This window comes from Mesorhizobium sp. M1A.F.Ca.IN.022.06.1.1, assembly GCF_003952605.1.
Taxonomy (GTDB): domain Bacteria; phylum Pseudomonadota; class Alphaproteobacteria; order Rhizobiales; family Rhizobiaceae; genus Mesorhizobium.
Genome location: NZ_CP034455.1, coordinates 5,135,303 through 5,158,099, shown reverse-complemented (window position 1 = coordinate 5,158,099; position 22,797 = coordinate 5,135,303). Strand labels below are relative to the sequence as shown.

28 protein-coding genes are annotated in these 22,797 nt (G+C 61.6%); 9 read left to right on the top strand and 19 right to left on the bottom strand.

Annotation, left to right across the window (positions count from 1 at the left end; genetic code table 11):
* Nucleotides 1-5: 5 nt before the first annotated feature.
* The 7 genes from EJ078_RS24640 to EJ078_RS24615 form a co-directional block, all read right to left on the bottom strand.
* Complete coding sequence (locus EJ078_RS24640; RefSeq protein WP_082953725.1) at nucleotides 6-248, bottom strand: hypothetical protein; 243 nt, start codon at nucleotides 246-248, stop codon at nucleotides 6-8.
* 79 nt (nucleotides 249-327) lie between these two features.
* Nucleotides 328-1,329 carry a nucleotidyltransferase family protein gene (locus EJ078_RS24635; RefSeq protein ID WP_245433363.1) on the bottom strand — a complete coding sequence of 334 codons (1,002 nt, stop codon included), beginning with the start codon at nucleotides 1,327-1,329 and terminating at the stop codon, nucleotides 328-330.
* Entirely contained in the window at nucleotides 1,320-2,468 is a 1,149-nt protein-coding gene (locus EJ078_RS24630; protein ID WP_067320667.1) for a PqqD family protein, read from the bottom strand. Before EJ078_RS24630 ends, EJ078_RS24635 begins: the two co-directional genes overlap by 10 nt.
* Before the next feature lie 158 nt (nucleotides 2,469-2,626).
* Nucleotides 2,627-3,298, bottom strand: coding sequence for a hypothetical protein (locus EJ078_RS24625; protein ID WP_245458937.1), 672 nt, complete (start codon nucleotides 3,296-3,298; stop codon nucleotides 2,627-2,629).
* The gene (locus tag EJ078_RS30545) at nucleotides 3,289-3,636 is read right to left on the bottom strand and encodes a hypothetical protein (protein ID WP_245458934.1); all 348 of its coding nucleotides are present in this window, start codon (nucleotides 3,634-3,636) and stop codon (nucleotides 3,289-3,291) included. The genes EJ078_RS24625 and EJ078_RS30545 overlap by 10 nt, the downstream gene beginning before the upstream one ends.
* Nucleotides 3,633-4,472 (bottom strand): hypothetical protein, encoded by an 840-nt coding sequence (locus EJ078_RS24620; RefSeq protein ID WP_127403160.1) that lies wholly within the window; start codon nucleotides 4,470-4,472, stop codon nucleotides 3,633-3,635. The genes EJ078_RS30545 and EJ078_RS24620 overlap by 4 nt, the downstream gene beginning before the upstream one ends.
* A gap of 43 nt (nucleotides 4,473-4,515) precedes the next feature.
* Entirely contained in the window at nucleotides 4,516-5,820 is a 1,305-nt protein-coding gene (locus EJ078_RS24615) for an O-antigen ligase family protein (RefSeq protein ID WP_095826287.1), read from the bottom strand.
* 411 nt (nucleotides 5,821-6,231) lie between these two features.
* Here EJ078_RS24615 and EJ078_RS24610 point away from each other — a divergent pair, with 411 nt between their 5' ends.
* Nucleotides 6,232-6,480: a hypothetical protein gene (locus EJ078_RS24610; RefSeq protein ID WP_127213742.1), complete on the top strand. Its 249-nt coding sequence runs from the start codon at nucleotides 6,232-6,234 to the stop codon at nucleotides 6,478-6,480.
* A gap of 85 nt (nucleotides 6,481-6,565) precedes the next feature.
* On the opposite strand, the gene EJ078_RS24605 is transcribed toward EJ078_RS24610, so the two are convergent.
* Complete coding sequence (locus EJ078_RS24605) at nucleotides 6,566-7,153, bottom strand: sugar transferase (RefSeq protein WP_208720894.1); 588 nt, start codon at nucleotides 7,151-7,153, stop codon at nucleotides 6,566-6,568.
* A gap of 548 nt (nucleotides 7,154-7,701) precedes the next feature.
* Here EJ078_RS24605 and EJ078_RS24600 point away from each other — a divergent pair.
* Nucleotides 7,702-8,784 (top strand): hypothetical protein, encoded by a 1,083-nt coding sequence (locus tag EJ078_RS24600; protein ID WP_127213743.1) that lies wholly within the window; start codon nucleotides 7,702-7,704, stop codon nucleotides 8,782-8,784.
* A 147-nt stretch (nucleotides 8,785-8,931) separates the two neighbouring features.
* Here EJ078_RS24600 and EJ078_RS24595 read toward each other — a convergent pair whose 3' ends face one another.
* Together EJ078_RS24595 and EJ078_RS24590 are read right to left on the bottom strand one after the other, a co-directional pair.
* Nucleotides 8,932-9,690: a response regulator transcription factor gene (locus EJ078_RS24595; protein ID WP_067320656.1), complete on the bottom strand. Its 759-nt coding sequence runs from the start codon at nucleotides 9,688-9,690 to the stop codon at nucleotides 8,932-8,934.
* Nucleotides 9,691-10,562: 872 nt separating this feature from the next.
* The gene (locus EJ078_RS24590; RefSeq protein WP_067320655.1) at nucleotides 10,563-11,171 is read right to left on the bottom strand and encodes a cysteine hydrolase family protein; all 609 of its coding nucleotides are present in this window, start codon (nucleotides 11,169-11,171) and stop codon (nucleotides 10,563-10,565) included.
* A gap of 159 nt (nucleotides 11,172-11,330) precedes the next feature.
* Between EJ078_RS24590 and EJ078_RS24585 the strand changes: the two genes are divergently transcribed.
* Nucleotides 11,331-12,362 carry an ATP-dependent DNA ligase gene (locus tag EJ078_RS24585; RefSeq protein ID WP_127213772.1) on the top strand — a complete coding sequence of 344 codons (1,032 nt, stop codon included), beginning with the start codon at nucleotides 11,331-11,333 and terminating at the stop codon, nucleotides 12,360-12,362.
* A gap of 131 nt (nucleotides 12,363-12,493) precedes the next feature.
* On the top strand, nucleotides 12,494-12,775 hold the full coding sequence (locus EJ078_RS24580) for a hypothetical protein (protein WP_066992031.1): 282 nt from the start codon (nucleotides 12,494-12,496) through the stop codon (nucleotides 12,773-12,775).
* A 16-nt stretch (nucleotides 12,776-12,791) separates the two neighbouring features.
* On the opposite strand, the gene EJ078_RS24575 is transcribed toward EJ078_RS24580, so the two are convergent.
* The 5 genes from EJ078_RS24575 to EJ078_RS24555 all read right to left on the bottom strand — a co-directional run bounded on the left by EJ078_RS24575 (nucleotide 12,792) and on the right by EJ078_RS24555 (nucleotide 15,763).
* Entirely contained in the window at nucleotides 12,792-13,616 is an 825-nt protein-coding gene (locus tag EJ078_RS24575; protein WP_127213744.1) for a Ku protein, read from the bottom strand.
* 5 nt (nucleotides 13,617-13,621) lie between these two features.
* Nucleotides 13,622-13,798 (bottom strand): hypothetical protein, encoded by a 177-nt coding sequence (locus tag EJ078_RS24570; protein ID WP_164750340.1) that lies wholly within the window; start codon nucleotides 13,796-13,798, stop codon nucleotides 13,622-13,624.
* Between the two features lie 76 nt (nucleotides 13,799-13,874).
* A complete protein-coding gene (locus EJ078_RS24565; RefSeq protein WP_067320643.1) occupies nucleotides 13,875-14,621 on the bottom strand; it encodes a metallophosphoesterase in 747 nt (248 codons plus the stop codon).
* The gene (locus tag EJ078_RS24560) at nucleotides 14,614-15,420 is read right to left on the bottom strand and encodes a nucleotidyltransferase (RefSeq protein ID WP_067320790.1); all 807 of its coding nucleotides are present in this window, start codon (nucleotides 15,418-15,420) and stop codon (nucleotides 14,614-14,616) included. The genes EJ078_RS24565 and EJ078_RS24560 overlap by 8 nt, the downstream gene beginning before the upstream one ends.
* A 181-nt stretch (nucleotides 15,421-15,601) precedes the next feature.
* Nucleotides 15,602-15,763 carry a hypothetical protein gene (locus EJ078_RS24555; protein ID WP_082953723.1) on the bottom strand — a complete coding sequence of 54 codons (162 nt, stop codon included), beginning with the start codon at nucleotides 15,761-15,763 and terminating at the stop codon, nucleotides 15,602-15,604.
* A 587-nt stretch (nucleotides 15,764-16,350) separates the two neighbouring features.
* On the opposite strand from EJ078_RS24555, the gene EJ078_RS24550 reads away from it, so the two are divergent.
* On the top strand, nucleotides 16,351-16,911 hold the full coding sequence (locus EJ078_RS24550) for a hypothetical protein (protein WP_127403161.1): 561 nt from the start codon (nucleotides 16,351-16,353) through the stop codon (nucleotides 16,909-16,911).
* An 8-nt stretch (nucleotides 16,912-16,919) separates the two neighbouring features.
* A complete protein-coding gene (locus EJ078_RS24545; RefSeq protein ID WP_245456812.1) occupies nucleotides 16,920-17,132 on the top strand; it encodes a hypothetical protein in 213 nt (70 codons plus the stop codon).
* Nucleotides 17,133-17,198: 66 nt separating this feature from the next.
* Here EJ078_RS24545 and EJ078_RS24540 read toward each other — a convergent pair whose 3' ends face one another.
* Complete coding sequence (locus EJ078_RS24540; RefSeq protein ID WP_127213747.1) at nucleotides 17,199-17,462, bottom strand: hypothetical protein; 264 nt, start codon at nucleotides 17,460-17,462, stop codon at nucleotides 17,199-17,201.
* Between the two features lie 395 nt (nucleotides 17,463-17,857).
* Here EJ078_RS24540 and EJ078_RS24535 point away from each other — a divergent pair, with 395 nt between their 5' ends.
* Nucleotides 17,858-19,849, top strand: coding sequence for a protein-L-isoaspartate(D-aspartate) O-methyltransferase (locus EJ078_RS24535; protein ID WP_208720886.1), 1,992 nt, complete (start codon nucleotides 17,858-17,860; stop codon nucleotides 19,847-19,849).
* Between the two features lie 69 nt (nucleotides 19,850-19,918).
* Here EJ078_RS24535 and EJ078_RS24530 read toward each other — a convergent pair whose 3' ends face one another.
* From EJ078_RS24530 to EJ078_RS24520, 3 genes are all read right to left on the bottom strand, one after another.
* Entirely contained in the window at nucleotides 19,919-20,233 is a 315-nt protein-coding gene (locus EJ078_RS24530; RefSeq protein WP_095826296.1) for a hypothetical protein, read from the bottom strand.
* A 546-nt stretch (nucleotides 20,234-20,779) separates the two neighbouring features.
* Complete coding sequence (locus tag EJ078_RS24525) at nucleotides 20,780-21,205, bottom strand: hypothetical protein (protein WP_067320635.1); 426 nt, start codon at nucleotides 21,203-21,205, stop codon at nucleotides 20,780-20,782.
* Nucleotides 21,206-21,526: 321 nt separating this feature from the next.
* A complete protein-coding gene (locus EJ078_RS24520; RefSeq protein WP_127403163.1) occupies nucleotides 21,527-21,928 on the bottom strand; it encodes a hypothetical protein in 402 nt (133 codons plus the stop codon).
* 270 nt (nucleotides 21,929-22,198) lie between these two features.
* Here EJ078_RS24520 and EJ078_RS24515 point away from each other — a divergent pair, with 270 nt between their 5' ends.
* Nucleotides 22,199-22,519 (top strand): hypothetical protein, encoded by a 321-nt coding sequence (locus EJ078_RS24515; RefSeq protein WP_127403164.1) that lies wholly within the window; start codon nucleotides 22,199-22,201, stop codon nucleotides 22,517-22,519.
* A gap of 78 nt (nucleotides 22,520-22,597) precedes the next feature.
* Complete coding sequence (locus EJ078_RS30775) at nucleotides 22,598-22,720, top strand: hypothetical protein (RefSeq protein WP_259979821.1); 123 nt, start codon at nucleotides 22,598-22,600, stop codon at nucleotides 22,718-22,720.
* Nucleotides 22,721-22,797: the final 77 nt, after the last annotated feature.

Here is a 22,797-nt window from a genome sequence, read left to right as displayed (position 1 = left end):
CAACCTTACGACTGGCCGGGAGGACCAATGTGAATATGATTGTTGTCGCCCCAGCCGTTGCCCGGGCGTGTTCCTCCCGATTTGGCGATCGCTCTGGAGTTCAGGCTGGTGCCGAGCAGAACCGTTATGGCCGGTGGAGTCACCGCCGCAAAACGCCCTGCCTTCTTGAGAAAGTCCCGGCGCGCCTGAGCCTCTGAAACGAGGACTTCCTGCGTCCTTTCCGAGCGTTTCGTGCTTTCGGTTGGCATGACGATTCTCCCATGCGGGTTCCAAAGTATCACAACAGCTTATGTTTCCCGATGCCAGGATACTAGTTCACCAAAAGGCTTAGATTTTCGCGCTTGGAAGCAAAAGCGTCCGAGCGATGCGCCGCGCGAAATCGGACGAGCCCCCCCTCGCCGAACCCCTGGCGCTTAGAAACCGCCGCGTTCCCCAAATCAAATTCCCGGCCAGGCGCAACGGAGCGCCGATGATCGGGTGGGTTGCCGTGAAGACGCGCCTCCAGTGCTGGAAACGGACGATCGGGCGCCGCGCGCATCTTGCCGGGATCCTGGTTCCGAAGAAGTGATGCAAGGCCAGGAGCTGGGTATCCAGGGCATTGCGGGCGCTTCGGTCCGACATGGATGCCTGCAGCGCGCTCCAGTCCACGTTCTCGGTCTCCGCCAATTGCGCCAGGTCGTGAAGGTGCCTGAGATCAATCCTTCCGCGCCAATAGTCGCCCTCCTTAAACAGGTCGTGCACGATCCAGTGCAGAGCCCGGGACTGGGCAGTAGGAATATTCACCCACAAATCGTCGTGCTGGACGAGCTTGGGAGGTTCAAAGTCGATCGCCCGGCGCGCCCGGAGTTCCAGCATTCCGGCATCCTGCTCACGCGCCATGCCTCGCTCACCTGCCACCTCGACATAGCCGAGCTCTTCAAGGCAGATTTGGGCGGCCGCCTCGTTGGCCGGCTCCACGGCCAGATCGAGGTCGCTTGTCATCCTGCTGGGAGCCTGGCCTGCCGGCGCAAGGAACAAGGGAACAGCGCCCTTGAGCAGGAGCGGAACGATGCCGCGGCGATTGAGCGCCGCAACGGCTTCGCGCAGTTGCGCACGCAAGCGCAAGTTCCGCTCCCGATTGCAGTCATGAACGAACCGGAGATACTCGTACACGTCCTGCGGTAGCCGGTGGATCTGGCCGGCGCGCGCGAGGGAGGAGAACAAATCCGGCGTGAGCAAAGTGCGATTGGCCAGAGCGATTACGGCGTGCCAATCGGCCCGGTCGGCCGGACTGCCGCGAAGTCCGGCGATCAGAGCCTCGAGCGCGTTGCCTCTGTGTCTCACCGGCATGCCTTCGTGATCAGCTCTACTGCATCATCGAGCTTCGAATAATTCAGGCAATAGGTGCCCGCCGATCCGATGACTTCGGTCAGAGTGTCGAAGGCGCTGCCACTCAACTCTCGGCCGGGTGCGAACGCCCCGTTGAGCAGCACACGCAATGCGCTGGCCGGGTCGATCGGCTCGAGGCAAGCTTTCGCGTCGCGACCTCGACGAAGCTGGATTGCATAGCCGATTGGTATGGGAGAGGACGGCACGACCTCGCTGGGCACCGCAAACCGAACTCGCCTGCGGTCTGGCCGGCGACAAACCGGAACAGCGTCGAGATCGGGGAAGCGTTCGGCCAAAAGCGGCCATGCTCCTGCCTTGACGGCAGGCGCAAACGGCAGACCAATGCCATGTCCCCGGGAGTCCAACAGGGTCACATCGTCAGATACGAAACCGAACCCTGCATTGACCAGGGCCAGGGTCAACGTAGTCTTGCCTGCGCCCGGGTTGCCGCAAAGAAGCACGATGCGCTCATTTTTGAGAAGCGCAGCCGCGTGCAGAGCAAGTTCGTAGGCGCTGCGATCGAGGACCTCGATCAGCATTTGCCCTTTCACCATGACGGGCAGCTCGTCGGGCGCGCAGGAAAGAACCCAGTCGCCATCCCGGAACAGGTGGACCCGTCCTTCATGCTCGACCAGTTGGAACAGAATGTCGGCAGTCTCTCGTCGGACCTCGAGATGCCGGAACACGGCGACCGCGGGAAAGGCGCAGGCTGCAGGATACTCGATGCGTACGGAAAGGCCCGCGATCGCGACGACCTGGCTCACAGCCTCTCGAGCCGACACAGACGGCGGTGCGTCGGGCCGTATCAAGCTCAGCCGCTGCCAATCCCTCAGCGCGGCCTCGACATGCCTGTTTGCCTCGATCCCATCGACGCCGGCGCGCGCCATCTCGGCCGAAATGGCGCGCGGCGATGTTCCCTCTTCCAGGGAGCGCCAGATCTCGGCGGCAGTATCGTTGACGGCGAAGATGGCCCGCTGGGAAGGACTGAACAGGATATTCTGCCCCCTGACGCGTGCCAGCCGTCCCTGGGTCACAAACGTGGCCGGGATATGAGCGGTGGAGCCTGGCGGCGCCGTTCCGTTACCCGCCTCGTGATTCATCGAGTAGTCCTCTCCCCCTCTGCCGGAACGCGACGGCGGTCCAACCTATCGTTGCGAAACAGGTACGTTCAATGGGCGAAGCGACAAGCGTTTCGGCAGGAGTTCACTTCGCCCAACACAGCTAAGCAACCGAATGTTTTGCCCCCGAGTGCGACTTCTCACAGCGCTTCGTCGGAGAACCGGGCCACGTTCTGATGCGCCGCGACCCATTGCAGATGCGCCTTGTTCCAGTATTCGCGCGCGTCAGCGCCCGTCAGCACCTTGAAACCGGATGGCGGCAGCGGCAATTCCGAAGGAATTGGTTCGTCGGGCAGCCACAGCAACACGTTGTCCCGGCTTTCGATAGCCAGCCCCCAGGTTCTTTCCAGGCGACGGAGTCCACGCATGTTCACCGAAGCCAATGCGAAAACCGATCCCGTTATCCTCAGCCTGGGTGACTGATCGACGGCCTTGATCGGCGCCTGATGTGTGATTTCGCCCTTGGAGAGAAACGGGTGCATGCGAATGAGGGTTCGATCGATCTGCACTGTCTCCCCTGTCCCATCCCGCTCGTTTGAGGCAGGATCCACGCTGATCCCCGAAAAACAGCCGTCGAACAGGCAATCTTCGACAATGCCGCTGAGCAGGTAGTCGTTCTCCACCGCATCATCCCTGATTTCGCTAAGCCAGCAGCCTTTCAGGTGAAAGCCGTCGGCCCGCGCTGCGAAACGCACGCCATCCCAGCAGCGCCGCGCGCGCACACCTTCTATTGTCGCATTGGCGGTTCCGTCCCTGACCAGCAGAGCCGCGCTGTTGCAGTAGGTGTCGCGCCAATCGGAGGTCAGCGGCACCTGGCCGTCGAAGCGCCCCCGATGAAATGAACGTCCGGACAGTTGCGGATGACCACCGGGTAGCGATTGACCGGCAGGTCTCCTTCGTCGCAGCCCATCATCGCGCTGGGCTCAGGATTTCTGCTGTTGGCGACTGTGAAGGAAGCATTCCGGGCATCGATTGTCGCCCCGGCTTCGAGATCCCGAAACATTTGTTGTTCGTAGCCGTGCTCACCCGTCAGAACGAGCTGCTTGCCCTCCGGCATCTGCCCGCCCTCCGCCTGGCACGAGCCCGGCAACAGCGCGAACACGGGAGACAGCCCAGCAAGACCCATGAATGAACGGCGGTTCATCCTCATGCTCGTTGACCTGAAGAAAGGGATTGCCGATGCCGGTCGAGACAGGCCGAACGGACCGCCTCGAGAGCTCTCGAGGCCACGGCTTCGGGCGAAGCAAGCCTTTCGATGTCGATGGCCGCCAGCACGCCCATGCGATCTTCCGTTCCCATTCCCCGCTCAAGGGCGGCCGCCATTTCGCGGCAGGCCCGATCCGCCGCCGACCAAAGGTCGGGATCGCTGTCCGGAGATGTCCGTTGCAGCCGCGAGGAGCGATCGCCCCTGGTCAGGAGCCGGTCTCTGGCGATGCCGGTCTCGCTGCGCAGGTGGACAAAAACCATGTCATGCAATCCGACGGCAGAAAGCATATCCAGCCAATTCTCGGATGTTTTTCTGCATCTGCTCTTCAGCAATATGGACCAGAATCCCTGCAGCAACCCCTGATCCATTATGATTATTGAATTTCTTCTTGCCCTCTCATGCTGGATAAATGCGACCAGGCTGATAAGATTCCAGACAAGCCTGATGGCATCAAGGCGCGACACTTGCCTGCTTTCGATGACGAAGCGGGCAATTCGAGCAAGCAACGAGCGAAACTCACGATCTAGCAGCCGAGGGGCGACAACGCCCATTCTGTGTATCTGCCTCTCGATGAATGTTCTTCCTTCCCACGCCACTCGCACGTCGCCTACCGGCGGGCCGCACCGTCGCAGGCTGTTCGCCAGCAGGCCGGAGGTGGTTGTCTTTCCGACCCCGGGCAGACCAAAGAATTCGACAAATCGAATGTCTGTCCGCAGCGCGCGTGCTTCGACGCTTGGCGGGAGGCTTGCCGCCAGGTCACCAACAGTGTGCGAGGTCATTGGATTTCGGGTGGTACGATGAACTCTTGGAACGCCAATGAAGTCAAGGCGATGTTCGAGGGGCATACTCAACTTCAAGCAGCTGAGACCCGGTCCCGACATACAACCTCGGGGTCTTGGCAAGGCCGGTCTGCAGCGATCGCTGCATGCCGCGGTAGACTATGAGCAAAGCGAGCGGCAGCCAGAAGAAGGCGGCGGTTGACGGCCCGAAGGAATCGCTCATCTGGTTGGCGACCAAGTAGTTCCATACGGCGACCGATGTTCCGAGCACCATGACATTCACTTCGGTCGCTTGTTCGCTCCTGCCCCTGTCGACCAATGTGTGCAGAACGGCGCTGATCAGATAACCCACCACCAGCAGAACCATGATCACCACCAGGGCGAGGCCGGGCACTCCCAGCGTTCTAAAATAATCGATGAACAGGTTGTGGCTGTGCGGAGCGATGTCGCCCACCCATTGCCCTGCGCCCACGCCCATGAATGGATGCGACAGGCCCAGATCGATTGATATAGACCACAGTCGCTGCCGCGAAACGATCGAATGTGCCTCCCCGCCGGAGAGCTGAAGCGACAGCAGCTTGTAGGCCCGTGGGTTCAGGAACTGCAACATCATAAAGCTAGCCTGGAACAATATCGGAGCCGTAACGGTCGCCGCGATCACTGTTACCGGACGCTGCTTCCTTATCACCAGATAGATGCAGTATAGCCCGTAGAACGTGCCGAGACCGACGACCCCAAGAACGAAATTCGTCTTGGATCCCGATTTGACCAAACCCAGCAACCCCGCGAGGAGGCAAACCGAAAGGAGGATTCGGTGCCTTCGAGAAGCGACCAGCTTCGCGGCGACAAGCGGCAGACCGGCCGACAAGGCAATTCCGAGCTGGTTTGCGTGCTTGAAATAGCCCTCCGCCCGATCGGCGAATCGAGCATCGCCGAGGCCAATAACGACAAGGCAGGATGTAACAGCAACCATGATGGCCATGGTCATCCCAATCCTGTCGATTGCCTCAAAACTCCTAGGCCTCGCGGCGATCAATGCAATGGTCGGGATAGTGGCGAAACCAAACACCTGGGCGAAGACAGCGCGCATGGTCCTGACCGGATTGTCCGCGTGTAGCGCCGACAGCAGCGATAGAACCATGATGAGGGCAGATGTTGTCAGCACGGCAGTTGCCAGGGCCGTGTCGGTGCGATGCAGACGTTTTGTCGCTTCGGCGTAGGGAACGAGGCTTACCAGGCCGCAGAACAAAGCCAGCAAAAAGGAAATCGAGCCATCTGTTCCGGCAATCCGCGTGGCGCCAGGGAACCATATCGACACGATCAGCAAAAGGATGGAAGCCTGCAGCATCGATGGACGTCACGCTGAAAATGCTATGCAACAACCGCGGGCCGACGCGCTCTTGCCTCGCCAGGCTGCGTCCGGTGCCCCTGTGTCCTGAACGGCAACGCCAAGAAATAGAGACACAACGTTCACTCCAGGACGGTGATTCAAGGCGCGCTGCCGCACCGCGGGTGAATACTCCGCGTACCTATTTCATAAGCAGCGTAGGCGCAGTGGGATGACAAGGAAATGAGCGAAAACGCGTCATTGGGACAAGGTGTCCTACGCCTTTTGTGCAAGGGCTGGTGGTGCTGCGATTCCAGTCTGCCTGGTCGAGATCCGGTCCAGCCGCGGCGGGGATTCGGTGTTGGTGCGGATTTGCATATGTGGGAGACTTGGGCGCGGCACACCGAGTCTTTCACACCGTAGGAGATCGCCGTGCTTTGGGGTCTTGTCGCTGTCGGCGTGATCGGCATTTTGCTCGGATTTCGTGTTCGCGCGCCGGCGCTCATCGTCATGACCGCGGTGATTGTGGTGTTCAGCGCCATTGCAGGCGGCATCGGCAGCCTGTTTGCCTGGGACCGTCTGCTTTCGATCCTGCTTTTCGTTGTCACGCTGCAGGGCGCCTACCTGCTCGGCGTCTTCTTCGGCATCGTGTGGCGTCGCGCCGTGACCGATGAGCATTGACGGATTGCGGCTGCCATTTCGTCGCCGGCGCCGGAATTTTTTTTAAAGCGGCGATGCCGCCAATGCTCGCTGCCTGCCTCGCCAGTCAGGACGCATGATCGAATCTCATCACAGCGAAGACCGTCCGAACGAGAATGACGACGTCGGCCCATATGGACCAGTTTCGCACGTAGCGGCTGTCGAGGGAGACACGGCTGGGATAGTCTATTGCGTCTCTGCCCGTCACTTGCCACGCGCCAGTCAGCCCGGGCCGGGTTCGAAGATAATCGATAGCGCAGGCGCCGTAACGTTGCAGCTCGTCGGGGACGACCGGCCGAGGGCCGACGCAACTCATGTCGCCGCGCAGCACGTTGATGAGCTGAGGCAACTCATCAAGGCTCGACTTTCTGAGAATGTGCCCCAGGAAGGTGACGCGCGGATCGTTCTTGAATTTCAAATTCTGCTCCCACTCCTTGGCGGCTTCGGGATTGCTCGCAAGATAGTCGGCCAGAACCTGCTGGGAGTTGGCAACCATGGTCCTGAATTTGTAGCAGGCGAAACGCCTGCCGTTGAAGCCGACCCGAGTGTGAGAGAATATCGCCGGTCCGCCGTCGGTCGCCAATATTAAGAGGGCAACCACAAGCATGATCGGAGCGGCCAGCACAAGCGCGATCGATGCGATGGTGACGTCCATGATCCTCTTGCGCCGCCCCCAAGCGGACGATGGTTTTGGCCGACGCCTATTCCGGGTCTGCGGGGGTTCGTGTCGAATGCGCTGATTGTCATGAGCTTCGCCAAGGAAAACGGCTGATTTTAGCGCTCAACTTCACGCGGCGGATCATTCCCGGCAAGAACCGAAAAGGAGGTAGCGCCCTATCTGGCGCCGGTTAGCCTCTTAGCCTGAACGCGTATTGCCTGCGCGGTGTCGATAAGCCTTCTGATCAAACGGCGTAACACTGGCACCCATTTTCTGCAGTAGCAGTGTGGGCACCTTCGACTGTATTCGTGATCGACGAAATCAACTGGTCCGGCTAGGGGCGATCCAGACCGCCGACTGAATTCAGGCCCTAGCTCTGATGGTAAGGATGCCGAGAGAATGTCTGGAGCCACTGGTGCCGGATGGGCGAGCCGGCAGCCGTCTGGCAATGCCTGAAAAGCATGCGCGCGCATGCGACGAGATTCGACGAGACAGATCTTCCGCGTCGAAAGAATGCCTGCCAGCCTGTCAGTGGAGCACGCAACGTGACGCCCATTCCGAAGCCTTCGTCCGGTGACTTCCCCGCAAGGCCGGGCGCTCGTCAGTTTCTGGAGGTCGACCATGCGGAAGCACTTGCCGTCGTCCGCAAGCAGATAGCTTTGCTCGATCTTGATCTCTCCGGCCTCACTGTCGTGGCTGGCGCGGCGACGGGCTATCAGGCGGTGACTGCGACAGCCGCGGCGCTAGCCAATGCCGACCGTGTCGTTGCACTCACCCGCGTATCCTCCAGACATCCGAGCCTGGCGGCGGCCGCGGACGCGACGTTGGCATTTGCCGAGTACGCCAAGGTCGCCGAACGCGTGGAAGTGACGAACCGCATCGAAAGCCGCAAATGGCAGGAGGTCGACCTCATCACCAATTGTCCCCAGGTCGGACCGATTTCGAGATCGCTCATCGAGCTCTTGCCCTCTCACGCGGTCGTTGCGCTCATGGCGGAGCCTTGGGAGCTTCGGCAAGGCGTGTTGGACTTCGATGCCTGTGACGAGGCCGGCATCAAGGTTGCTGCTCCAAATCTCGGTCACCCGGCCATAGACCTGATGCCGGAATTCGCGCGCTTATGCCGGGTCCTACTCGAGGATGCCGGTGTCGATCAGCGTGCCTCGAGATTCGCCGTCGTCTGCGACACGCCCTGCGCACCATTCCTCGAACGTATGCTCGCCGAACGTGGAGCAAGAGTTGGTGTTTTTTCGCATCCGGTTCTGCTGACCGATGATGCATGGGAGGTGATCATCGTCGCTATGCGGCCCTCCGCCAAACCCCCAATGGACATCAACAGTCTGGGCCGCATCGCCAGGAGAACGCGCCAGGCGCTGCTGGTGCAGTTCAGCGGCGGGATCGACCGCTCGGCCGCCAGCTATTTCGGCCTCAGGGTATGGCCGCCGAAGCGCCCCAACCGCGGCGAGCTGGGCCTGCCGCTCGAGATACTCGGAGCGGCTCCGGTGATCCGCAGACTGACGGGAGGCCTGAAGGCTGCCGAAGCAGCATATCGCGGTGCGGAGTTGGGCCGCGACAGTGTTGGATTTCTCGTGAAGGCAGGATTCGAGATGCTCGACCGGGAACATGCCTGAGCATCGGCCTGAGCGCATCCGTTTCAAGACCTGCAGGCACCGTCCTATTCTTGAATCTCGAAGGGAGGCGGACCTGAAATAGGTCCGCCTCCACGTCGAGGATCGGCGTGCGTCGTTCTATTGCCAGGCACCAGGCCTGGGCAGCCTTCAAAGCATCATCTGTCTAAGCTTGTAGGCCACCTCAGTGCGGTTCGTGGCTTTCAGTTTTTTCATGATGTTGCGGATATGGACCTTGACCGTGCTCTCGCAGAGGTTGAGCTCGTAGGCAATGATCTTGTTGGCCTTGCCTTTCCTGAGCGCTTCCACGACCGCGGCCTCGCGCGAGGTGAACATTCCGGCGAGCGGACGGGCGCCGTTTGCCGTCGAATGGATGATCTCGCGAAGCGCCAGCACGCAGCTGGCGGGCACGAAGATTCCTCCGGCGCGGGCGAGACCGATGGCCTCGGCAGCGACCTTCACCTTGACGCTCGTGGGAATGTAGCCGCGGGCGCCGCATTCGAGAGCCGCAAGGATCTCCCCCGGCTCGTCGGAATCCACCACGACGATTACCGGTACGGCGCCGACCTCGGAGATGAGGTGCACAAGTTCCGCCCGAACGCTCTGGTCGGTCACCTTTCGGGCGCCGAGAATAACGAGGATCGCGGAAGCCTCCGCCCCGCCGGCGACGTGCTGAATCTCATCAAGAGATCCTACGGCGCTGACGCGCAAAGCCGGATTATGTTCGATAAGGCCTCGAGCAAGACATTCGCGCTCGAGTGCCCGCTTGTCCACAATTACCACCAGACCTTCGGTCGGGTGTCCTTCTTCGAGATCAGACGTGCCGAGCCCGTTCACGTCCGTCAGATGCCCGTTCTGCAACGACCCCGTCGCGTCTTTCCAAGACTCGGAAATTTGAAGATGTCCCATCGCCTTATTTACTCCTCTCCGCCGCCGACTTCGCTCGCTCCCCTTTTTATCTTGACTCCCACGCAGGGCCTGTTCAGCGGCATGAACTGATACGCTGTTTACCGTGTGTCGGGCGACTTGCTGCGAAGTGAGGAATAGATTCAAGGAGTAGTGCATACGCCGGCCCAACCCACGGACGTATGGGATCCCCGCTCCATTGAGGTAATCCAGCCTCAAATGCATACTACGATGCTGTGGAAAAGGCGCATTAATCCTGGTTAACAATTTGGTAATTATATCTTAGGTGGCTAATATGACCGAAAGGATGACAACCTTAAGTTGCCATCACAGGAACTCTGCTCCTCAAAGCTGCGCGCGAGCATATCTCGACCTTAGAGCGAGATTTGCGGTTTGAAGCAAACGGCGCCACAGTTCTGAGAAAAACATTGACCTCGGCTGCCGTGCCCCCACCCAACCACTGCAGCCGGGGTTCCTTTTTTGGCCGGCAATCGCAGTCTTGTCGGGCCGACAAGTCAATCTTCGCGCGGCCTATCTCCACAACATCAAAGCGTCGCGCCTCGGAAATACGTACGCCTACCGGTACTAGCGTTTCAGGTTAGGCCTGACTGTCTCGACTCCTTCACGCGTGGTGGTGTCCGGCAATTCGCCGGGACCGTCCGGATTCCGTGTCGGGTTTTCGCGCGTGTCCCACGGCGGCTTTTGCTTTGGGTTGGGGTCAGACGGATTTGGCTTGCGAGCTTTTTCCCGTTTCGCTGGTTTAGGCATCTACACACTCCCTGCCTGCGCAATTTCGGAGAAACATTGCGGTTCCCGTCAAACAGCAGTTGATCGGTCGCTTTCGGCTGTAGCCGGTGCGGATCGTCCCATAACGTTCAGGTCCAGGCCGAAAGGACCGTCTCCATCTCGACGGTCTCGACCTGTTGCGCGAAGCGCTGATGGTAGACGGTCATCAGGGCATCGTGCGTCGCGTCCGATGAACTGCAAAGCGCATCCGTGACCAGCACCACGCGATATCCGATGTCGATCGCCCCCAGGACGGTTGCAAGCACGCAAACATCGGTTTCGCCTCCCGTGACCACCAGGGTGTCGATGCTGCGCGCGGCAAGTGCCCTCTGCAGTCTGCCCTCCGGCCAGGGCGAATAAACATGCTTGTCGATCACCTGCGCCGGCGGACAGAAGGATGACAGCGGCGGCAGCAACCCGACCATTTCTCGCCCGACATTTTCGATCGTCATCGACGCCCAGCGCTCATAGTAGCGCCTCCAGGTGCCGGCACCCAGGCCAGGCTTTTCAGCCGGCACGAAGCGCGTGAAAAGGGTCTGCTCGGCTTTCCATTCGACCAGGCTGACGATCCTCGGAAGGACGCGGGTGATCCACGGCGTGGCCCATTCCGAAGGTTCCGCGAACAATTTCTGCATGTCGACGCATAGATGCGCGCAGCGCTCGCCCAGAGGACCATAGCTCAAGCCGGAAGCCGACATCGGATTTCCTATCGGAAGTTCATGTTCGCTCTGGTGAAGAAGTGCCCGACGCGGTCAAAGCTCGACATTTCGTTTCTGAACTTTGGTGAGGCAACGCCTCGCCGTGCAACTCGTTCCCGTCGACCGGAAACTACAGGTGTGGTCGAACGTTCTACCGAGATGGAGACCTCCAGGATTACGTCCCAACCGGCGATCTCGAGTCCCGAGTTTCCGCTGTCTTTGGATACGCCGCCGATGGAGGCGCGGACCGCGGACGCCTTGCCTGAAGGTCCCTGGCAGTACGAACCCAAATGGGACGGGTTTCGCTGCCTGGCCTTCAAAGGCCGCGACGCCGTCGAGCTTCGCGCCAAATCCGGCAAGCCGCTCGGCCGCTACTTTCCCGAACTGACCACGATGCTGCGCGACCTCGCCGCAAGGCAATTCGTCGTGGACGGCGAGATCGTGATCGAGATCGACGGGCGCGTCTCCTTCGACGCGCTGCAGATGCGCCTTCATCCGGCCAAGAGCCGTATCCGCAAGCTGAGCGCGGAATCACCGGCGCGGTTGATCCTGTTCGATGCACTGGCTGCCCCGGGAGGCGAGATGTTGCTCGATTTGCCCTTGCCCGATCGGCGCCGGGCGATCGAGGACTTCGTTGCCAGGGCAGAGAACGCCGGGCTGAAGCTCTCGCCGGCCACAACGAGCCTCGCGACCGCCAGACGATGGTTGCGCGGCGCCGGCCGAGGTGCCACCGATGGCGTGGTCGCCAAGGCACTGGCCGAACCCTATCGCCCGGGCGAGCGAACCATGATCAAGGTCAAGCGGCTGCGCACAGCAGACTGCGTGGTCGGTGGCTTTCGCTACCTGAGCGGCAAGCGCCAGATCGGCTCGCTGCTGCTTGGCCTCTACAACGACCGTGGCCAGCTCGACCATGTCGGCTTCACCTCGACCATCGCCAGTGACGAGCGAGCGGCGCTGACCAAGAGGCTTGAAGCGTTGCGCGGCGGGCTCGGCTTCACCGGCAAGGCACCCGGCGGCCCGAGCCGCTGGAGCACCGAGCGCAGCGGAGAATGGGAGCCGGTGCGGCCCGAATTGGTCGTGGAGGTCCGCTTCGACCATGTCACCGGCGACCGATTCCGGCATGGAACAAGGCTGGTGCGCTGGCGGCCCGACAAGGCGCCGCGCCAATGCACGTTAGAACAGATCGCGTAGGGCACCTACCAGGGAGAGGCGACGCCACAACGGCCGCCACTTGCTGCAACGGGCGGAACCACCAATCGCCTGAGCGGTTTTCCAACTGAGCGAACCGCGAGCCGGATAGGCTTGCAGCATTGGAGAACGAGATGGACCCGCGTAAAAAGCAACGCACCGCAAATCAGGACGAAACCGAGGCTCCGGCAGTCGAGCAGCAGGACTGGGACGCGCTTGAGGGCGGCCGGATCCTGCCCGACAGCGTCGCCGTCAACGGCGACCCGCAGGACGATGAAGAAGCGGAGGGAACGCTCCCCGAAGAAGACGACGACAATCCCTATCAGGAAAGTGACGAGGCACTCCCGGACGACGAGGAGGAGCGGGTCCTCGCGCGCGATCCCTCCAAGGAAGGAAGCCGGTTCGACGAGGTCTGAGCGGCCTTTCTTGGCGTCAAGCTGACTTGCGTTTGCCTTGCTTCGCGCCTTTCGCGGCGATGCCCTCCTTGGCAAGGCTCTTGCGTAGAACGTCGGCCAGATTGATGACGTTCTCACGCGGTTTCGGCGCCGCCTTGGGCAGCTTCTTGCCTTTGCGCTTGGCCTCGATCATGGCGATCAGCGCGTTCTCGTATGTATCCTCGAATTTCGAAGGATCGAACTTCGTCGCCTTCTTGTCGATCAGCAGGCCGGCGATCTCGAGCAGGTCCGCCTCGTAGTCCTGCTTCTTCAGCCCTTCGAACACCGTCGCCTCCGAAACCATCTCATTGCGGTCCCGCAGCTCGGTGAGAAGCATTCCCTGGCCGAAGGGCTGGATGAGAACCTCGCGTCCGCGCTGGTAGAGGACGACACAGGATCGCGCCGCCACCCGTTTGTTCTTCATGGCCTCCCGAAGGACGTTGAACGCCTCTGCGGAAGCATCCTCCGCCGGAATGAGGTAATAGGGCTTCTCGAGATAGCGCGTGTCGATGTCTGCGACCGGCACGAACTCGCCGATTTCCAGCGTGTGCTCGGAGGTGAGTTTCAGCGCCTTGATCTCCTCGGGCTCGATCTGGATGAAATCCTCCTTATCGGTCTCGAAGCCCTTGACTTGGTCCTCGGCGTCCACCGGTTCGCCGGTCTCCTCATCCACATAGGCGCTTTTCACCGGCAGGCCGTCCCTCCGGTTCAATATCCTGAAATGGATTTTCGACGCTTCGCTGGTGGCGCCGACGATCTTGACGCCGCATGAAACCGATCCGACCTTCATGAAGCCTTTCCAGATCGCGCGAGGCGCAGCCATCGAGCTTACTCCGTCCGGATGCGCCCGGCAGGCGCCGGCGGATCGTCGGTTTCATCGGGATTTGGGCGCGGCGCCTCGTCCGGCAGCCCGTGCCGCTCCGGCTTCCTGACCGGCTCCGGTTTCCAGCTGGGCGCCGGCATCGGCGTGTCGCGATTGGGATCCGGTTGTCTGGGGTCAGGCATCGAAGTTGGTTCCGTTGGTCTCCTGCACAACTCATCGCTGCCGGCATGGTTCCGAAGCGGCAGGCAGCGCTGCGCCTCAGATTTCGAGCAGCGCGTAAGGACGGCCGGTCGGCTTCGCGATATGCATGGCGACGTTGTAGACGCTGGCCCCACCAGGGGTCCGGCCTTCATACGAGCCGCGATGGGCATGGCCATGCACCACGGCGCTTACCTTGAAGCGATCGATGGTTTCGGCCAGCCGCGAGGAGCCGAGGAACGGAAAGATTTCCGGAGGCTCTCCCGCCACGGTCTCCGGGACCGGCGCATAGTGGAGCACCACGAGCGTGCGCTTGGCGCGCACCTGCCGCATAGCATTCTCGAGCCGCATTGCCTCATTGACGCTTTCGGCCACCATCGCCTTGATGGCCGGCTCACCGAAGGAGCCCAGCATCCTTCGACCGAAGCCGCCGACAAAACCCTTCACGCCGACGAAGCCGACATCGTTCAGTTCGATCGCCTGGCCATCGAGGAGATGGACCCCCGCCTGGCGGAGCGTTGCAGCGATCTGCTCGACGCAACCGGATTCGTAGTCATGGTTGCCGAGAACCGCGACCACGGGAATCGAGCATGCGCGCAGATCCTCGGCCAGAAGTTCCGCCTCACGCGGTTTTCCGAGATTGGTGAGATCGCCTGTAAGGACCAGGACGTCGGCCTCGCGCGATATCTCGCCGAACAGGTCGCGGTACGAGGTCTGGGCATCTTCCTGAACATGCAGGTCGCCCATGGCGGCGACCTTGATGACACCGTTGCCGTTTGATTTCGCTGATGTGGCTGGTTCAGGCATCGCGCATCTCTCCAACGCCGCCGACGCCGGCAAACCCCCATTCCTTGACGTCGATCTCATAGTCGACCTGCGACAGCAGGCGGCCGCGGCAGATCTTCATTTTGGGCGACGGCAGCTGCCGTTGCCGCGCAAGCCGGCCCAGCAGTTCGTCGAGCAGCCAGTCTGGGATGCGGTCCCGCTCGCTGGGATAGATCCACCGGAAGTTGAGGACCTGCATCAGCAGCACTTCCCAATGGACATCGAGATAGGCGAGCAGCCTTTGCCAGTCGATCTGGTCGTGCGCCTTGAGGATGGTGTGGGCGATGTCGGCGCCGTCGTGGCGTCCTCTGTCCTGGATGAAGCATTTCGACCAGATGAGCTCCGTTGGGCCGATGATCCGGACCCGGCTGCCCAGCAGCTCGACTTGGCGGGCATGCTCCAGCCACTGATCTTTGACCTGCATTGTGCCGTTGGCCGAGGCGAAGATAACATCGAAGAAATGCTTGCCCTCGAAGACCTTCCCGAGCCAGCGGTCGTCCCGGATCTCGACCGCATAGCCGATGTTCTTGAAGTGCTCGAGTATGCGCGCGCAATCTCCGGCCTTGCAGAAGATATCCAGATCCTTGGTTTGCCGAACCACGCCCGTATAGGCGCTCACCGCGTAGGTCCCGGCGACCAGGAAAGGAATGTCGGTAGCGGCGAGCTCGCGGATCGCATGGGTGTAGAACGCCTCCGCCGCGGCGCTTCTCAGCGTTGGCTCGGCTTTCGCGTCGATCACGGGGAGCGATGCTGGCAGACCCGGCAACTCGTCGTTGGTCATCAACTGCTGCTCCGATTTCGGACCTTTCGATAACAGCCGCGGGGCCCGCTTGTTCCGCTGTCGGAGCTTGCGAAATGGGCCCGGCAACACCGTCCGGAGAGCAGGCAAGCCGCGCCGCGCGCGGAGCATTGCCGAAATCGCGTGAAAACAACGACTTGGGCGCGACAGCTTGGCTGGTGCGCTAGTCCTTTTGCTCGCGGTACAAGCGCTCGGTCGCGCGGTCGCTCTCGCGCCGTTCGACTGGACCTCTGTGACGGCGGGTGAAAAGCACGTAGATGATCGCAATGAGAAGGATCAGCGGACCGCCGGCAACAACGAACAGCCATAAATCGGAGCCGAACATGGCGTTTCCCTTCCTGTCGAAGGTGGTTTCTCCAGCAACCTATCGCTGGTCTTGAGCTAACCGATAAGGGCTGCAAATGTTCCTGTCCAAGGGAGTAGGCGGCCTGCGTGGTCAGCCGCTTACGCGCCCGGCGGGATCGCCTTGGCGACCATGTCCGGCCGTTGCGGCACCCTGAGCCAAACGGCCGAAGGAAATCGCAGACGGTAGCCGCCAGTTCGTTTGGGCCCGCCGTATGCGCGATGTCTCTTTGCCGAGAGCGGCCTCTTGACCAAACCGCAGCAGGAAAGGTCGTTCCGTCCAAGCGACTGCGGCGAGCAAGAACCTCTGAGGTGGGCTTGTCGTGGAACGCGGCCTTCGGATCACAGTTCCGGCAGACGCCATCTGAAAATCGACAGGCTCGGACTGGAACAAAGCCCTGAGTCGCTTGTTCGGCTCCGGCCCATCGAGCACAGGAGCTGGAAGCCATGAACATGCGGACACTTCTCGCGCCATTAGCCGTCGCTGCGACCTCCTCGTTTTTTCCGGCGGTCGCAGCCGATAACGCGCAAACCTTTGCCGGCCGATAGTAATCGACAGGAGACATCAAAATGCAGACGATCACCGCACTGTTCGACGATTATGACGATGCCGCCGATGCCGTGGGCGAGCTGGAGTCCATGGGCGTACCGCCGAGCGATCTCAGCATCCTCGCCAACAATGCCGACGGCCGGCATTCTTCCGCGGCTGCCGAAGATGCAGCCAGTGGAGCCGGGATCGGGGCGGTCGTGGGCGGCGCCGGCGGCTTGGCTACGGGCCTCGGCGCGATAGCAATACCTGGCGTCGGTCCGGTCGTGGCGGCTGGCTGGCTGGCGGCGACAGCCGCGGGCGCGGCCGCGGGCGCAGTTGTTGGTGGAGCGGCCGGCGGCATCATCGGCAGTCTGACCGACGGCGGCGTGTCGGAGGGCGACGCCCATGTCTATGCCGAAGGCATTCGCCGGGGCGGCACTCTCGTTACCGCTCGCGTCGAAGATGACCTCGCACCGCAAGCACAAGCGATCCTCCACGATTCCAGGTCGGTGGACATCGGCGAACGGCGGAACGACTACGAAGCTGGCGGTTGGACCGGATTCGATCCGCGGGCCGGCGATTACCGTCAGCAGAGCAAATAGGAGTCAGCGTGAGACGAGTGCTGTTGCCGCTGATGCTGACGGTAGTTGTGCTGTTGGCATGTTACTGGGCCTTCGCCTATGTCCAGAGTAGCTGGCCGACGGCACCGTTGAAGCGGACACCTGAGCAGAACCAGGGCGGAAACGCACCCCAGGACACGTCTCCGGCCGCCGGCATAAAAAAGGATCCGCAAGGCAGCAACAAAATGCCGGGCAATCAATAGCGGCAGGCGTAAGCAGCGAGCATCAGGTGAGCGAGTTGCTTTCCGCCCGATCGCATGGCGCTTCTCTCATCCGCGCTCGACGAATTTGTTGAAACGGCTGGGCAAACCTTCCGCCGTCAGGTCTTGGTGCACGAAAGCAAGTTCGTTCTCATCCAATATGGCGAAGAACTCTTCCCATTCGACGGGCTGCAGATCCTCTTCCTGCTCGCCGAAGTCGACGCGCAGCACCGCTCCCTTGCCCGCACTCCGCGCGACTGCAGGTCTGCCTTCGCGGGCTTCAATCCAAGCCCGGATCACCTCGTGACTTGTGGTTTTCAGTGGCTCGCTCATGATCAACCCTTCCGGCTAATCGCCGATCCTGGCGCTTTGCGTCAGCGAATGAGGATTCAATCCGCGTCCGGCTCGCTCGTTCCCGCGAAATCGCTCCTTGCGAGGCGGTGGCCTGGCTGCGTGGCCAAGGGAACCAACTGCCGCCCTACTGGTTCGGAATGCATTCATTGGAGCCTTGCCATGCCAATGCAGCCGAAATTTTCGTCGACACTCCGGTTGCCTGGGGATGTCGAGGTCATGTTGGGCCCGCCATTTCCCCAAGGCGCTGCCGGAGGCTCCGGGGCGGGAGCGGATCGAGGAGAACGTCGCGCGGGAGCCGGCCAGGACGATGATGGAAGCCGAGGGATGACGTTGCCGCAGCCGCTTGCGATTCCAACTTCCTGTTGAGGATGCACATGCTCGACCTGTCCCGCGAACGTCGCCGAATGGTCGATGTTCATCTCCGCCGCCGCGGCATTCATGATCGTGAGATCCTGGCAGCGATGCGCGAGGTCCCACGCGAGACTTTCGTGGACCCTGGCTTCGAAGAATTTGCCTACGAGGATGGACCGCTGCCGATTGCCGAGGGTCAAACGATATCGCAGCCCTATATCGTCGCGTTCATGCTGGAAATGGCTGAGATCGGGCCCGGCGATCACGTCCTCGAGGTCGGCACGGGATCTGGCTACGCCGCCGCCGTGATGAGCCGCATCGTCGATCATGTCTACACGATGGAACGGCACGCCGGCCTGGCGGAAACCGCGAGACGGCGCTTCGAGACGCTTGGCTATCGCAACATCGATGTCCGCACCGGCGACGGCACCAAGGGCTGGCCCGAAGCGGCACCGTTCGATGCCATTGTCGTCGCGGCGAGCGGGCCCGGCGCGCCGCTCGCGCTGCAGCAGCAGTTGGATGTCGGCGGCAAGTTGGTCATTCCGGTCGGAGATGACCCTGACGAGCAGCGCCTCCTCAAAGTCACCCGCAGGGGCGCTTCCACCTACAGCGAGGAAGATTTCGGTGCCGTGCGCTTTGTCCCTTTGATCGGCGAAGAAGGCTGGCAGGAGGACAACCGCATCCGATCCAGCCGTGTCTCCCCGCTCTTGCCAGCGCGCAGTCTTCCGCAGATGATTGCCGCAGCGGCCGAACCGCTTCCGGAGTTCGATGATCCCGCCTTTGTGGAGGCCTTCGATCGCTTTGCCGACCGGCGGATCGTGCTTCTCGGGGAAGCGAGCCACGGTACATCCGAATTCTATCGGGCGCGGGCTTGGATCACCAGAAGACTGATCGAGAAACATGGCTTCACGATCGTCGCCGCTGAAGCCGACTGGCCCGACGCCGCGGCGATCGACCGCTATGTGCGCCACCGCCCACCTTCGCCGCGCGCCGACATGCCTTTCCAGCGGTTTCCCACCTGGATGTGGCGCAACGCCGAATTCGCGGCATTCGTGGAGTGGCTGCGTGCGCACAACGAGCAGATCGAAACACCGGCAAGCCAGGCAGGGTTCTACGGCCTCGATATCTACAATATGAGAGGCTCGATCGCGGCGGTTTTGGAATATCTCGACCGCATCGATCCGGAGGCGGCAAGCATTGCCCGCGAACGCTACGGCTGCCTGACGCCGTGGCAGCACGAACCCGCCACCTATGGCCGGGCGGCGCTAACCCGAGGCTACCGGGAATGCGAGGAGGCGGTGCTGCGGCAGTGCCGGGACATGCTGTCGCGTCAGCTCGATCACGCCGGCCAGGACGGCGACGAATTGTTCGACGCCGCGCAGAACGCCCGGCTCATTGCCTCCGCCGAGCACTACTATCGCGTGATGTACTATGGCGGCGCGCAATCCTGGAACCTGCGCGACACGCACATGTTCGACACGCTGCAACATGTTATCGAAGCGCGTTCTCCCGATGCCAAGGCCGTGGTCTGGGCGCACAACTCCCATATCGGCGACGCCCGCTTCACGGAGATGGGAATCGTCAGGGACGAAGTGAACATCGGTCAGCTCTGTCGCCAGCGGTTCGGCGACGACGTAGCCGTCATCGGCTTCGGCACGCATGCCGGCACGGTCGCTGCCGCCAAGCATTGGGACGGCGAAATGGAAATCATGTCCGTGCGGCCTTCGCGCGAGGACAGCTATGAGCGGCTTTGCCACGACGCCGGCACCGCTCGTTTCCTGCTCGACCTTGGAGCCGATCCAGCCCTTCATGATCGGCTGACCGAACGTCGGCTCGAACGGTTCATCGGCGTGATCTATCGGCCGGAAACGGAACTGCACAGCCACTATGCCGACGCCTCGCTTGCGCGGCAATTCGATGCCTTCGTCTGGTTCGATGAAACCACCGCCGTGACGCCGCTCGGGCCGGAGCATGCGACGCGCGGGGTCCCGGACACCTACCCCTTCGGCGTGTAGGCATGACGAATGCATTCGACATCGCGCTGATGCGGAACCTTCGGCGCGTGGTGCGGCGAGCGAAGACTACTATTCTTTCACGTAGGCACCAGACCGGCGGCCGCCTCTGGGTGCTTTCGCATCCTTGGAATGCTCGGCGACCGATGGGCCGGCTCCGGAAGTTTTTTGCGTCGCAGGACCAGGCGTCGCCCGTCCCGGAGGGTTTTGCCCTTCCGACTGATGTGTCTTGTCTTCCACCTCGCCCTGTCTGCGGGTGAGCCCAAAGCGATCGTGAGGCTTTTCGTTGCCGGCCGCGGCCTGCGAAAACCGGTCTGAGGGATCCGGATCGGTATTGGCCGGGTACTTCCTGGCGCCGGTCTCGCGGCGGTTCTCTTCCTTGCCCATGACTCTCTCCGGGTTGATCTGGAGGATAACAAGATCGTCGGAAGAGCGTTCCCCGACCTGGCCGATAAGGGACGCGGGCAATCGGCTCCATCAGTCCGATGGAACAAACACGCCATCGCCCAATTAGGCAAGAGGTTCGGAGGCCAAGCGCGGTCCGGTTGCGCCCGATCCGACAGTCGGCGCGGCTTCGGCTCCAAACACGAAAAAGCCGGGCGGCTAGCAGCGGACGAAAGGATTTCTGATGCCCCGGATCGTTGCAGTGATCGCGATCGTGGTGATTTTGTTGATAACCGTTTGGGCCTGGATCGGCCGAGAGCCCGAGCGCCCGAGCGGCGGGAGCCAGCAGCCAGCGCCCCACGCGATCGACCAGAACGGCTGAAGCAGGGCCTTTCGATCGGCGACTTGCCGTTCTCACCGCATCGCCGTCTTCGCCGCATTGCGGTCTCGCGCGCCCTGCATGGACCTATCGCTCCGCGGATCGATCAACGTCCGAGCAAAGCCGGCGGCTGTCGCAACAGCCGCGATAGCGAGCAGGTTGAGACGCAGTCAGTGTATGAAGCGGCTTCTCAGCCAGGCAAAAATGCGATTGCCTGTGACAATTCTCCGGACGCGTCCAGCAGCCCAACTGGCCTGCATGGTTGCGCCGGTGTGGCAGCTGCAGACGACTTCATGCAACTGCCAATCGGAGAGTTCAAAGAAGCGTTTGGCTTCCCCATAGGTATCGGACTGCAGGCCCGAGGCCCTCAGCAGCGGGTCTTCGAACGCAACCGTCAGCGGGGATCCAGCCGCCCGCGCCTCTTCCCGCATGCCTGGATAGAGATACTCGGTGCCGGTGAGCGCGGCGAGACAGCGCAACGGATTCCGCTCGAGCAGTTCTGCCCACCTCTCTATCTTTTCAGTCCTTGTCGTGAGCGGCACCAGCGGATTGATATCAGCGACTGCGTGCAGTTGGTCGAGCGTTTGGTGTTTCATGATAGGCTCCCGTCCATACTTGGCTGACCGGCTTGTCCTGGCGGGGTCGGCAGGCCCGCGTCTGAGGTGCGGGCCGATCAGTGTTTCCCACCGATCTCCGGCAGGCGCCAAAAAAGCGGCGCCTGCAAATCATCGAACTGACAGTCGTCCCCAAAGTTCCGGATGAACACGGAATTCATTTGGAATGAGGTTCCGCAGTGCAGGACTGCACGGCGTTTCAGTTGCGAGCCCAGGCTGGACTAAGATGCAGGCGCATTGTCGAATATCTCATATCCAGTGATAGGAACGGGAGCATGGTCCTTTCTCAGGCCCCCGCGGTCCTCATTCCGCTGCCGCCTTCTTCCGTTTCGCCTCGTCGAAGTCGATTGACAGCACGATCTTTCCGTTGGCGTCGCGAACCCGGACGGCCCAGCCCTGCTGCCCACCTTCGGCGGCCGTGTCGTCAAGCAAATCAATCGCCGAACGCAGCGCCTCGTCGTGCACGGCCTCCAGGTTCGGGAATTCCACGCCCTTGAGCTGCCGCACGCCATCATTGTCGCGATATTCGAATGTGAAGGGGCTGTCCGGCTTGGCGGGCTCGCTGAAGTCGCGGCTGCTCTGCTGCTCGGACCGGTTTTCCACGGTCTCGAAAACCGCGCACGGCACCATCATCTCTTTGGCGCGATCGATAAGAGCGGTCGCCGTACGTGGGCCGTGGATCGGATCCAGCCATTGTGACGGCAATCTTTTCGCCGCCCTCACCGAGAAATTCGACTGTCACCACGCCTTCCGACCTGGAAAGTATGTGGGTCTCGAGAACCTGCATCGGTGCCTCGTCATCTTAGATAACGAAGGTAAAAGCTGCCCAACAGGAAATGTTCCGGCCGCGCTCAGCGATTGATAGTTCCCCCTTCCCGGAAACGAGTTCCCGCACAGCAGCGTTTCTACTTCGCGTTCAAGATCCCGTGGGAACACCGACGCCGGACAGATGTTTGGTAGCGAAGGAGCTGTCCGATGACCTCACCGAGCAAGCGAACGCCCGCCGAGGGTCGAGGCGAAATGCAGATGGGCCTTACCCGGGACAAGACGCCCGGATTCGACCCTTCTGCCGCCCCGCAGGAAACCGATGCAGAGGCGGGAGGGTCGACGAGTTCCGCCCATCGCGTCGCATCAGATGAACCGAAATTCACCAATCAGGCGAGCTTCGCCAACGCCATGCAGCGCCCCGAGAACGCGCCCGGCCTTCAGCCGAGCAGGAACGGGCCGGTGCTGGTGATTGCGGCGCTCGTGGTTCTGGCGGGCGCCGCTTTCCTGCTTGCCGCCCGGCTGGGTTGATGGATGCCGGCTCGCCGAGGAAGTGGCGCTCCAACCCGGAACGCCCGATGCAAGGTCTGATAGCTAGGGAGTATGTGCATGCGCATGTTGAAAAAGCTTCTTCGCCATCTTTGGCGACGGAAAATCCAGCCAGCGGCCAATCCATCCCCAGTCGATGCGATCGTGCGGCTGTTGCGTGAAAGCGAGGAACGCAACGGATAGATTTTTGGATCGTGCCCGGTGCGCCCCGGCGCGCGAAATCCTCGAGCTCGTGCTCTTCTGCCACGGACGGTGTTTTA